The sequence below is a fragment of the Azoarcus taiwanensis genome, from assembly GCF_012910885.1.
GTDB classification, from domain to species: domain Bacteria; phylum Pseudomonadota; class Gammaproteobacteria; order Burkholderiales; family Rhodocyclaceae; genus Azoarcus_F; species Azoarcus_F taiwanensis.
This window is the reverse complement of record NZ_WTVM01000027.1, coordinates 1-11,976: the sequence shown is the minus strand read 5'-3', so window position 1 is coordinate 11,976 and position 11,976 is coordinate 1. Positions and strand designations below refer to the sequence as shown.

Sequence of the window (11,976 nt, the reverse complement as noted above, 5' to 3'; positions counted from 1 at the left end):
TGTCATCGTCTCCCGCTTGAGTACCATTGCGTGGCGCGCCTTATAGCACCGACGCAAACTTGAGGATCCGACCCATGCGACTCGACAAACTCCGCGATCACCTCGACACGCTTCTTGAAGCCGCGAGATTCAAGGATTATTGCCCAAACGGTCTGCAAGTGGAAGGCCGGGCCGAGGTCTCACGTGTGCTGTGTGGCGTGACGGCGAGCCAAGCCCTGCTCGATCACGCGGTCGAGCATCGCTTCGACGCAGTACTCGTCCATCATGGTTATTTCTGGCGCGGCGAGGATGCCCGCATCACCGGCATCCGCCAGCGCAGGATCGCGACCTTGCTGCGCAACGACATTAGCCTGTTTGCCTATCATCTGCCCCTCGATGCGCATCCCGAGCTTGGCAACAATGCGCAGCTTGCGCGGATCGCGGGGTGGGTGCCCGAGCGCCAATGCGGTGACAATGATCTGATCTGGCTGGGCCGTCCCGCCGCGACGATGCCAGCGGCTGCACTTGCCGATTCGCTGGGGGTCGCGCTCGGGCGAAAACCGATGCTGGTCGGTAGTGGAGAAAGGGAAGTGCACTGTGTGGCCTGGTGCACCGGTGGCGCGCAAGGCTATTTCGAAGCAGCGATCGAGGCGGGTGCCGACGCGTTCGTTTCGGGCGAAATATCAGAGCAGACCGTTCATCTGGCGCGGGAGTCCGGGGTGCCCTATATCGCTGCCGGGCATCACGCAACCGAGCGTTACGGGGTTCGCGCAATGGCCATGCACTTGCGAGAGACACTTGGACTGGAGGCGAGCTTCGTCGACCTCGATAACCCGGTCTGAGGGCTGTCGATCCGGGCGATTTGCAACCATGCTTCCGGCGGTGATTGAGAGCGCTACGCGCTGGCGCCGGGCTTGTAACGACCCAGCTGCACCTCCAGGACGCCGGCGAGCATCAGGAGATCGTCTACTGCACCCAGCTCGAAACCCATTCGCGTCCCTTGGCGGTTGTCTCGCACCAGCAGATCGATGTAGGCCTGGCACTGCCGTGTGCCCCAGGTTTCCTGGAGGCGCGCGGTGATGTGCGCAAGCGCCTCTATGCCTTCACCGTGGGCGCTGACATCGTGGAAATTTTCCCAGGTCACTGCGCACACGTTGAAGGTCTTGTTCAGTTCTGTCGCCAGGATGTCGAACTCACGCCGCATGTCGGCGGTGTGGTAGACCTCCATCAGTTTCAGCCACGGCATGATCGCCTGTTTCGGATTGGACTCGATGAAGGCTTCGAGTGTCTCGGCTGCGCCATGCACACGTCCGAAACTGAGCATGATCTCTGCCAGTTCGACCGCCGACTCATGCTCTTCAGGCTCTTCTTCGACGAGAATGGCTGGTGGTAGCGTCGGCATGTCGCTGGAGGCTTCGGCGGTTGCCGGCTTCTCGGCAGTGCGAGGCAACGAGCCGTCCCATTCAAGCACAGGCGGAATGGGTGGCGGCAATGTCTGGTCCGGAGAGACCGTCAGCTCGCTCTGCCGCTGGCGATCCACGCCGGTGCCCACTGGCGCCTCGTCCGGCCATGCCTCGGTCATCGGCGCGCGTGCCTGGCGCTCGACGCGACCCGGTTTCGTCGTATCTGCGGAACGACGGCGCAGGAGAAGCAGGAGCGCAAGCGCGAGCAAACCGCCGGCAATCGCCCAGTTGAACCAATTGTCCGTCGAGCTTGCCGCCGCAGGTGCTGGGCCGGCTCTTTCGGGGATTCGCTCTCCGGCAGAAGGAGGGGGAGGCTGTGTGGTCGGTGCGGATGTTGCGGCCACTTCCTGTGGTTGCCGTGTCACTGCGACAGGTTGGTCCGGGCCAGCGGCCTCGATTTGCGTGCGAAGTGCTTCCTGCAGCTGCTCCAGACGCCTGATGCGTTCAAGGAGTTCGAGCTGGGCGTCGATGCTACGGTCGAGAGCTGCAACCAGGCGCTCCTCGCGAATGGCTTCGTCGCTGGTATCGGGGTCGATCTCGCGCCCGGCCAGCTCGTCGCGCGCGCCGGTGTCTACAACCAGTCTGTCGCGCTCGGTGACGACCGGAGCAGGGGATGTGACGGGCGGCGCGACCGGTTCAACGCGAGCGGGCGGCGCATCGGCTGCGGCAGGGGCGGCAACCACGCTGGCTGCTGCCCTGCGAGGCTCGGTGGATGCTGCCGCAACCGCAGCCAGACTCGGAACGCGCAATTCGGTGCCGCTGGGCAAGACAGCGGCAGGGTGCCGGCCGGCACCTAACACGTCCTGGTTGTTTCGAAGCACACCATTGATGAAGGCCCGTCGCGCTCCTTCGTCTCGCGGATACAAGGCTTGCGCAATGGATGCGATTGATTCGCCCTGCACTGTGGTCCAGACTTGGGGAGCCGTCGCGGCGGGAGCGGCCGCGGCCGCTCGGCGGGGTTGTGCCGTCGGTGTGGTCGGACGCGACGGTCCCTGCGCAACGCGCGACACCTCTGCCGGTTCCGGCATCAGCAAGGTGTATGTGCGTTGAAGGCGCGTTGCGCAGACATCCTGCAAGGTGAAGCGCAGGATAGGCTCGAAGACGGGTTCCGGGTGACTGACGACAATGCGTGCGTTGGCGCCACTGCCGGCGACACTCAGGCTTCCGCCGCGCAGTGTGGCAATGCCGTCGGTCGACGGTGCGCCAGCGAGGCGCACGCAGTTGGCCAGGGTGTCGCGTGTCATGCCGGGGCTCGAGACCGCGACCTCGAAACGAGTGCCGATTGCCGAGATCGAGGCCGTTTCGCCGAAAACCGCGGCGTTCGCCATCGAACTCGCCAAGACTGCGGTCATACCCGCCAAGCATAACGAGACCGATCTCACCCGAAAACGAGGCATACGGGAATCAAGGCCGTGAGTCGCGAAGAAAGTGAGCTTGCGCAGCATGGGCACGTTCGGTTGAACAGGTGGTTACGCATTGTATATACAAATTACGTCTTTCGGCGTGTTCGCAGACCGCCACGAGGCGTCTCCGCGCTACCAAACTTTCGCCGGCGGGTGGCATGAATCAGGTCGGTGACGATGATTCGATCGGACACGATCGGTGTGTCGTCGGGGCGCGGTGATTTCACGGACGGGTTATGATTACGCTTTCCATACGCTAGCGTACGCCATGTCATTGCCACCACCACCTGTTGCCCGGGTGCGGGCGCACACCCGACGCATTGTCGTCGAGGGCTACCGCCGTGAGGACGGTCTGCTCGAGCTCGATGCCTCACTCACCGATGTCAAGGACGCCGACTATCCGCTCGCGTCCGGCGTGCGCAAGGCTGGCGAGCCGGTCCATCTGATGCACGTGCGGATCACGATCGACTGGGAGTTCAACATTCTCGATGCTCAGGCGAGTTCCGAGTGGGTGCCTTATCCGGGCGGTTGCGACACGATCGGTCCGAAGTATGCCCAACTGAAAGGCCTCAATCTCGTTCGCGGATTTCGGCGAACCGTCGGCGAGATGTTCGAAGGTGTCGGCGGGTGTTCACACATCACCGAACTACTCTTCAGCCTGCCGACCGCCGCGATCCAGACTTTTGCGAGCTTCAGGCGTGAAACCGACGACGAGGTCGGCAAGCCGTTTCAACTCGATCGTTGTCAGGCACTGGAGACCTCGACCGAGACGGTGCGTCGCTACTATCCGCGCTGGTACCGACCCGGCGACGGGGCGAGCGACTGATTCGAGCCGATTCGGCAGGGCAGCGTTTTTTTGCAGTGCGAGAAAGCAGTTATAATTGTACGTTCTCGAGGCGGGCGAGTTCCGGGGTGTTATGCCGGAGTCGCGTCCTGAGACAGGTCGGCGGCAGCGGGTCCGGAGGCAAGGGAGACGAGATCCGTTGCGCAGTGGCGCTCCAAGACGTCCCATCAACCAGCGTGCGGCGGTGAGCTTCGCCGCCGCAACTTCGATCGAAGGGCAATCATGAAGATTCATGAGTATCAGGCAAAAGAAGTACTAAGAAAGTTCGGCGTCGTGACGCCGCGTGGCATCCACTGCACCAGCGTCGAGGACGCGGTCAAGGCCGCCGAGGAACTCGGCGGCAAGATCTGGGTGGTCAAGGCCCAGATTCACGCCGGTGGTCGCGGCAAGGGAGGCGGTGTCAAGGTCGCCAAGTCGCTCGACGAAGTTCGCGAGTACGCTTCCCAGATTCTCGGCATGCAACTGATCACTCATCAGACCGGGCCTGAGGGGCAAAAGGTGCGCAACCTGCTCATCGAGGAAGGCGCCGACATCCAGCACGAGTACTATGTTGCCGCCCTGACCGATCGCGCGACCCAGAAGGTTGCGATGATGGCCTCCTCTGAAGGTGGCATGGACATCGAGGAAGTCGCCCACAGCACGCCCGAGAAAATCATCAAGGTCTTTGTCGATCCGCTGGTCGGTCTGACCGACGAGCAGGCCAACGAGCTCGCCAAGGGCATCGGCATGCCGGCGGGCTCCATGGCCCAGGCAGTGGATACGCTGAAGAAGCTCTACTCCTGCTACATGGAAACCGACGCCTCTCTGGCCGAGATCAACCCGCTGATCCATCAGGGCGATGGCACAGTCAAGGCGCTGGACGCCAAGTTCAACTTCGACTCCAACGCCTTGTTCCGTCATCCCGAGATCGTGGCCTACCGCGACCTGGACGAGGAAGACCCGGACGAACTCGAAGCCTCCAAGTTCGACCTCGCGTACATCAGCCTCGACGGCAACATCGGTTGCCTGGTCAACGGTGCAGGTCTGGCGATGGCCACCATGGACACCATCAAGCTGTTCGGTGCCGAGCCTGCCAACTTCCTCGACGTTGGTGGCGGCGCGACAACCGAGAAGGTCACCGAAGCCTTCAAGATCATGCTCAAGAACCCCAAGGTGAAGGGCATTCTGGTGAACATCTTCGGTGGCATCATGCGTTGTGACACCATCGCCGAGGGCGTGGTGACCGCCGCTCGCGAAGTCCACCTCTCCGTGCCGCTGGTCGTGCGCATGAAGGGCACCAACGAGGATCTCGGCAAGAAGATCCTCGCCGAATCCGGCCTGCCCATCATCGCCGCCGACACCATGGCGGAAGCCGCAACCAAGATCGTCGAAGCGGTCAAGTAAGGAGCTTTCGAATGTCCATCCTCATCAACAAAGACACCAAGGTCATCACCCAGGGCATCACCGGCAAGACCGGTCAGTTCCATACCGAGAAGTGCATCGAGTACGCAAACGGCAAGAACTGCTTCGTCGCGGGTGTGAATCCCAAGAAGGCCGGCGAGAAAATCTTCGACGTGCCGATCTACGCGTCCGTCAAGGAGGCTGCAGCCGAGACCGGTGCGACCGTCTCCGTGATCTACGTGCCGCCCGCCGGTGCCGCAGCTGCGATCTGGGAAGCCTGCGAGGCAGACCTGGATCTGGCGATCTGCATCACCGAGGGCATCCCTGTCCGCGACATGCTGGTCGTGCGCAACAAGATGAAGCAGAAGGTCGCCGCCGGCGGCAAGGAAACCCTGCTGCTTGGCCCGAACTGTCCTGGCCTGATCACGCCCGAAGAGATCAAGATCGGCATCATGCCGGGCCACATCCACAAGAAGGGCCGTATCGGCGTGGTGTCGCGCTCCGGCACGCTGACCTATGAAGCCGTGGCACAGCTCACCGAAATCGGCCTGGGCCAGTCCTCGGCGGTCGGTATCGGCGGCGACCCGATCAACGGTCTCAAGCACATCGACGTGATGCGCATGTTCAACGATGATCCAGATACCGACGCAGTCATCATGATCGGCGAGATCGGTGGGCCTGACGAAGCCGAAGCGGCCGAGTGGTGCAGGGACAACATGAAGAAGCCGATCGTCGGCTTCATCGCCGGTGTCACCGCCCCGGCCGGCAAGCGCATGGGCCACGCCGGCGCGCTGATCTCTGGCGGCGCCGACACCGCCGACGCCAAGCTCGCCATCATGGAAGAGTGTGGTTTCAAGGTCACGCGCGACCCGTCCGAGATGGGCAAGCTGCTCAAGGCGATGCTCTGATCGTCCTTCTCCAGCACGTGAAAACGCCGGCGAATGCCGGCGTTTTTTTTGACTGTCAGGCGCATTGCCCGGTCTCGGTGTGGCAATCGCCTGGTCTCATTGGGCTAGAATGCCGGAGCCGTCTCGCGGTTTGTGAGTTGGCTCAACCCGAAAAGGGCTATCGTTCGGACTGCCGCTGATAATGAATGAAGACGCATCCAGCCTCGGTGTCATACAGGCCGTCGCACGTAGCGACGTGGGTCGGGTGCGTGTGCGCAATGAGGATCTCACGCTCATCGATCCAGCTCTTCGCTGGGCCATCGTCGCCGACGGGATGGGCGGGTATCGTGGTGGTGACATCGCGGCAAGAATCGGCGTGGAGGTCAGCAGCAAGTCGCTGGATCGGGCTTACAGCGCACAATGGGCGGTTTCCGAAGCGTCACGCGCCCTTGCGGCTGCGATCCAGGAGGCCAATCTTGCGGTTTATCGGGCCGGTGATGAAGACCCCGAGCTGATCAACATGGGGAGTACCCTGCTGCTAGTGTCTCCCGCCAGTGGTCATCTGGTCAGTGCTCATGTGGGTGACTCACGCCTGTATCGGCTTCGAAAGGGCGACTTGCGCCGTCTCACCCGCGATCACACCTTGTTGCAGGATTACATCGACGACGGAACCCTGAGCGACGAAGAGGTCAGGCTCTCGGGCGCGAGAGGCGTGCTGACTCGCGCTCTGGGCGTCCATGAAACCGTGGAGCCGGAAACCGGGGTGCATGATCTTGCATGCGACGATCTGCTGTTGATGTGCTCGGACGGTTTGACCGACATGTTGCACGAAGAGGATATTGCCGAGCTTCTTTCGGGCGACAGCCTGGACACCGCTGCCGATGCGCTCGTACTGGCCGCGAATGCACGAGGAGGGCGGGACAATATCTCCGTCGTCCTGATGCGGATAGGATGACAATGGTTTCTGTGGGCGCTCGCACCACCGGTGCACGAGGCACGATCAGGGGTGTCTGACATCATCCAGGCCGGCACACATGTCAGGTGCCCGGCGCGAGCCAATCGGGAGTATCATCCGAGAAGTTTTTGGTGCGAAACGGAACCGAGAAAATGCCGAAGTTGATCCTCAGCATGGACGGGCTTGTCCTGAAGGAAATCGTGCTCGACAAAGAGCGTGTGACCATCGGACGAAAACCCAATAACGATATCCAGATCGACAATCTGGCGATCAGCGGGCAGCATGCCGTCATTACCACCTTGCTGGGAGACGCTTTTCTCGAGGACTTGAACAGCACCAACGGCACCTACGTCAACGGTCAACCGATCAAGAAGCATGTGCTGCAGGCCAACGACGTGGTCGAGCTAGGCAAATACCGCATCAAGTACATTCCCGATGTGGCGCAGCGCGAGATGACAGCGCATGAGCTGGTCGACACAGCAGCCCTGGAGCCGCTGGCCCTGAGGCCGGATGCCGACCCCACAGTTACACAAGCCGGTTCGTCTGCATCGCGCACGCAGATACTTCCGCCCGAACTCCAGCGGCCGACCGATAGTCGTGCTCCGGGGCAGGGGCAGCGTACCGGCGTGATTCAGGTGCTAAGCGGCCCCAACGCCGGACGGGAACTCGTGCTGACCAAGTCTTTGACCACCTTGGGCAAGCCAGGGCAGCAAGTTGCAGTCATTACCCGCCGTGCGCATGGTTTTTTCATCACCCACGTCGAAGGCGCGGCGTTTCCGCTCGTCAATGGTCAGCCGATCGACGCTCAGGCGCGGCTACTCAACGATCACGACGTCATCGAGTTGGCGGCGGTGAAGATGGAGTTCTTTCTTCGGGATTGACTACGCTGTTGCGTGCCTCAACGTCATGCCGATCCAACGACCGGGGTTTGCGGGTTGTCGCGAGCCGTGAGGTAGTGCACGCGATCGTTTCGTCCGTGATGTTAGGCTGCAATGTAGGCTGATTGTGGCGTGCAATGTGCTCGCGCATCGGGTGGCGGATCGGATGAAACTCAGAGTACTCGGTTGCAGTGGTGGTATCGGCGGGGTACAGACGCGGACCACCTCGTTCCTCGTGGACGACGACATTCTCGTCGACTGCGGCACCGGAGTGGGCGATCTCGAGCGCGACGAGCTGCTTGGCATAGACCATGTGTTTCTGACCCACTCGCACATGGACCACATTGCCTGCCTGCCCATGCTGGTCGATTCTGTCGGCGAAGCGCGACGCATGCCGCTCACCGTCTACGCGACCAGCGAGACCTTGCGCATTCTCCATTCACACGTATTCAACTGGCTTGTGTGGCCGGACTTCTCCACGATACCGGACCGCCGGTTGCCCTTCATGCGCATGCAGCCGATTCGCGTCGGAGAACCCGTGCGCCTCGGGAAACGAGCGATCACGGCTTTGCCGGCGCATCACACGGTGCCTGCAGTCGGCTTCTGTCTGGACAGCGGCACCGGCAAGCTGGTCTATTCTGGAGACACTGCCTACTGTGAAGAACAGATTGCCGCGATCAACGCGCTCGACGATGTTCGGCATCTGATCATCGAAACCGCGTTTGCAGACGAGCAGCACGGTCTGGCGCTCGCGTCACGGCACCTGTGCCCCAGTCTGCTGCATGCCGTGCTGGAAGAGCTGACCGTGTCACCCGAGGTTCTAGTCAGCCATCTCAAGCCGGGGGCGGACGACCGTATCATGGAGCAGATTGCCGGCCACGGAGGGCGTCTCGTCCCGCGAGCGCTGATGACCGGCGAAGTCCTCGAGTTCTGATTCCGCTCACGGCGCCGCCGGCTAGCTGCGCGCGGCGCTCAGCTCTCGAATGCCTGGGGGAACCAGCAGTCCGCAATGGCTTCATGAAGTTGCGCGACCTCGAGTTGCAGCCTGTCCATGAAATCATGCAACTGCTCGTTTCCGATCAGCTTTTCCACGTCTGCGTCCTGCGCATGGCGTCGAGCTTGCATTGCCAGGCGAAGCGGAATCTCGTTGTGAGGGAAACTCTCAACTGCAAGTTGGGCGTGACTGAGGGCATGGGCGACCGAGCGCGGGAAGGTCACATCCTGAAGCAGGAAGCGCACCACGTCCGGACCCGTGATGCGTCGGCGCACATGCTGGCGATACATCTGAAAGCCGCTCTGTGAGCGCAGCACACTGGTCCACAGCAGACCCTCGTAGGGCTCAGGGTCGTCCTTGCGCGAGAGCAAGCGGATGGCGCCAACGTCGATCTGGCGGGTAGCCATGTCGGCGCGCTCCAGGTTGCGCCCCAGACGGATGAAGTCATAGGCCGCGTCGTGGCTCATGCCGCCGGCAAGCATGCCAGTGAGCATCTGGCAGCGTTGAACGATTTCGCTGAGAAACTCGAAGCGTCCACGTTTCCCAATGCCGCCGTCGATGTTGTCGCGCGCGAACAGGTAGAGTTCGTTGACGATCTCCCACGCCTCGATCGGGATCAGATCTCGCGTCGTGCGTACGTTCTCTCGCGCGGCGCGCAGTGAGCTGAGTACCGAGCTCGGGTTGGAGGCGTCGGCGAGCACGAACTTGACGCAGTTGCGTTCGTCCTCGCGCTGGTAATGCTCCTCGAACAGCGCCTCCAGCCCGGATACCGCGACCAGGCCTTTCCACGAAAGCGTCACCGTCTTCGGCATGTCCAGCGCGAGCAGGTGAAACGCCTTGGTCATCCGTGCGGTATTCTCGGCCCGCTCGATGTAGCGTGCCATCCAGTACAGTCGTTCTGCCACACGTGAAAGCATTTCAGGCCTCCTCGTCCACGATCCAGGTGTCCTTGCTGCCGCCGCCCTGCGAGGAGTTCACCACCAGCGAGCCCTTGCGCATGGCTACGCGGGTCAGTCCGCCGGCGGTCACGTCGGTGCGTACCCCCTGCAGAATGAAGGGGCGCAGATCCAGATGTCGGGGTTCAAGTCCCTCGTCGCACAGCGTCGGCGCCACCGACAGGTTCAGCGTCGGCTGGGCGATGTAGTTGCGCGGGTCCTTGCGGATCAGCTCGGCGAACTCCGCGCGCTGCTTCTTGGTCGAGTGTGGCCCGACCAGCATGCCGTACCCGCCGGATTCGTTGGCCGGCTTGACGACCAGTTCGTCCAGGTGGGCGATGACATGCTCGCGCTCCTTCTCGTCGGTGCACAACCACGTCGGAACGTTGGGGATGATCGGCTCCTGGTCGAGGTAATACTTGATCATCGCCGGCACAAAGGTGTAGATCACCTTGTCGTCCGCGACACCCGAACCCGGCGCGTTGGCCAGCCCCACGTTGCCGGCACGCCAGGCGCGCATCAGCCCAGGCACGCCGAGCATCGAGTCGGCTCGGAAGGCCTCGGGGTCCATGAACTCGTCGTCGATGCGGCGGTAGATCACATCGACCCGTTCCAGCCCTTCGATGGTGCGCATATAGACGTAGTCGTCCTCGGCAACGACGAGGTCGGCGCCCTCGACCAGTTGCGCCCCCATGCGCTGGGCGAGGTAGGAGTGCTCGAAATAGGCCGAGTTGAAGACGCCGGGGGTGAGCACGGCCACCGTGGGGTAGTCGAGCGGACGCGGCGAGATCGACGCGAGCATGTCGAACAGCTGCGAGGTGTATTCATCCACCGGCAGAATGCTCGAGCTTTCGAACACCTCCGGAAACACCCGCTTGGTCACCTGCCGGTTCTCGAGCATGTAGGACACGCCCGAGGGTACCCGCAGATTGTCCTCGAGCACATAGAAGGTGCCGTCGCCGTCGCGCACCAGGTCCGAACCGCAGATGTGCGCCCATACGCCATGGGGCGGATTGTGGCCGACGCACTGCTTACGGAAGTTCCTCGAGTTGGCGAAGACGTATTCCGGTACGACCTTGTCCCTGACGATGCGCTGGGCGTTGTAGACGTCGTCGATGAACATGTTGAGCGCGCTCAGGCGCTGCACGAGGCCGGCCTGCACGCGCTCCCACTCCTTGCGCGGGATCACACGCGGGATGATGTCGAAGGGCCAGGCACGGTCGATGTTCTCGCCCTCGCTGTACACCGTGAAACTGATTCCCATCTCGACAATGGCCAGCTCGGCGGCGCGCTTGCGCTCGCGGATCTCGGCGTCATCGAGCGAGGCGAGATAGTCGGCGAGCGTCCGGGCAGCGGGCCGAGGCTTGCCGGGCGCTGCGATCAATTCGTCGAAGAACGGTTTCGGGTCGTAGGACTTCCAGTCGATGCTCATGGGTGAACGCACTCCCTCTCGGTCGGTTCGAACATGACGTGATGCATGGCGCTGTCCCGGTGGTCGGACAGTTCCGCTAGCGCTATGTCATTCAGCCCGATGTGCCGCCACTTGTCCATTCTCGTCGACCCGCACATACTTCGGGCAAAATCGCGCTTCTCGACCGCCGCAGGCGCCCGGGCTACCGGCATTCAGCCGATGCCTCGCTTGGAGTGTTCGCAGGCGCCCAAACATCGGAAGCGATTACGAAAGGAGGATCCGGCCGATGACCGACCAGTCCCGGGATAGAGGCGCGATGAGCGATGTCGCGGCAAGGCTCGCGTTCTTCAAGGGATTGCAGGCGATTACGACCCGCATCCACGCGGCCAATGAGGTTGACGAGATCATTTATCAGCTCTCGGCGGACGTTTGTCGCCTGTTTGATGCAGAGAGACTGACGGTCTATATCATCAACGAAAGCGGCAGCGGGATTTACTCCAAGGTCAAGACCGGGCTGGACTCGGTGCAACGCATCGAATTGCCGATCGATGACCACAGCATCGCCGGCTATGTCGCGCTTACGGGTCAGACGCTCAATATTGCGGATGTCTATGATGCCGAGGGCCTGAAGCGGATCTCGCCCGAACTGGCGTTTCGCAAGGATCTGGATGAAGCGACCGGCTTTCGCTGTCGTGAGATGCTGGTGGCGCCGATCGTGAACCCCGACAATGGCGAGCTGCAGGGTGTTATCCAGCTCATCAATAACAAACGCGGCGGTCCGTTCCCGGCGGTCATGGAAGAAGGCGTGCCCGGACTGGCCCAGACGCTTGCCGTCGCCCTGGCGCGC

Annotated in this window: 11 protein-coding genes; 8 read left to right on the top strand and 3 right to left on the bottom strand. The window is 62.1% G+C overall.

Translation table 11 applies throughout. From position 1 onward, the window contains the following. The first annotated feature begins 74 nt into the window (after positions 1 to 74). Positions 75 to 821, top strand: a complete 747-nt coding sequence (locus GPA21_RS06350; RefSeq protein WP_168987374.1) for a Nif3-like dinuclear metal center hexameric protein — start codon at positions 75 to 77, stop codon at positions 819 to 821. Between the two features lie 53 nt (positions 822 to 874). Here the strand turns inward: GPA21_RS06350 and GPA21_RS06345 are convergent, their stop codons facing one another. Then, entirely contained in the window at positions 875 to 2,770 is a 1,896-nt protein-coding gene (locus GPA21_RS06345; RefSeq protein WP_168987373.1) for a type IV pilus assembly protein FimV, read from the bottom strand. Between the two features lie 343 nt (positions 2,771 to 3,113). Between GPA21_RS06345 and GPA21_RS06340 the strand changes: the two genes are divergently transcribed. From GPA21_RS06340 to GPA21_RS06315, 6 genes are all read left to right on the top strand, one after another. Beyond that, the gene (locus tag GPA21_RS06340; protein WP_168987372.1) at positions 3,114 to 3,671 is read left to right on the top strand and encodes a DUF2889 domain-containing protein; all 558 of its coding nucleotides are present in this window, start codon (positions 3,114 to 3,116) and stop codon (positions 3,669 to 3,671) included. Positions 3,672 to 3,911: 240 nt separating this feature from the next. Then, the gene (gene sucC, locus GPA21_RS06335) at positions 3,912 to 5,072 is read left to right on the top strand and encodes an ADP-forming succinate--CoA ligase subunit beta (protein WP_168987371.1); all 1,161 of its coding nucleotides are present in this window, start codon (positions 3,912 to 3,914) and stop codon (positions 5,070 to 5,072) included. An 11-nt stretch (positions 5,073 to 5,083) separates the two neighbouring features. Next, the gene (sucD, locus tag GPA21_RS06330; protein ID WP_168987370.1) at positions 5,084 to 5,977 is read left to right on the top strand and encodes a succinate--CoA ligase subunit alpha; all 894 of its coding nucleotides are present in this window, start codon (positions 5,084 to 5,086) and stop codon (positions 5,975 to 5,977) included. Between the two features lie 181 nt (positions 5,978 to 6,158). After that, positions 6,159 to 6,911, top strand: a complete 753-nt coding sequence (locus GPA21_RS06325; protein ID WP_168987369.1) for a PP2C family protein-serine/threonine phosphatase — start codon at positions 6,159 to 6,161, stop codon at positions 6,909 to 6,911. 152 nt (positions 6,912 to 7,063) lie between these two features. Continuing rightward, positions 7,064 to 7,792 (top strand): FHA domain-containing protein, encoded by a 729-nt coding sequence (locus GPA21_RS06320; protein WP_168987404.1) that lies wholly within the window; start codon positions 7,064 to 7,066, stop codon positions 7,790 to 7,792. 163 nt (positions 7,793 to 7,955) lie between these two features. Further along, complete coding sequence (locus GPA21_RS06315; RefSeq protein ID WP_168987368.1) at positions 7,956 to 8,723, top strand: 3',5'-cyclic-nucleotide phosphodiesterase; 768 nt, start codon at positions 7,956 to 7,958, stop codon at positions 8,721 to 8,723. 38 nt (positions 8,724 to 8,761) lie between these two features. Here GPA21_RS06315 and GPA21_RS06310 read toward each other — a convergent pair whose 3' ends face one another. Both GPA21_RS06310 and GPA21_RS06305 read right to left on the bottom strand, forming a co-directional pair. Then, the gene (locus GPA21_RS06310) at positions 8,762 to 9,700 is read right to left on the bottom strand and encodes an alpha-E domain-containing protein (RefSeq protein WP_168987367.1); all 939 of its coding nucleotides are present in this window, start codon (positions 9,698 to 9,700) and stop codon (positions 8,762 to 8,764) included. Between the two features lies 1 nt (position 9,701). After that, positions 9,702 to 11,150, bottom strand: a complete 1,449-nt coding sequence (locus tag GPA21_RS06305) for a circularly permuted type 2 ATP-grasp protein (protein WP_168987366.1) — start codon at positions 11,148 to 11,150, stop codon at positions 9,702 to 9,704. 295 nt (positions 11,151 to 11,445) lie between these two features. Between GPA21_RS06305 and GPA21_RS06300 the strand changes: the two genes are divergently transcribed. Continuing rightward, positions 11,446 to 11,976 (top strand): GAF domain-containing protein (locus GPA21_RS06300; RefSeq protein WP_246261797.1); only part of this gene is annotated, 531 nt, incomplete at its 3' end.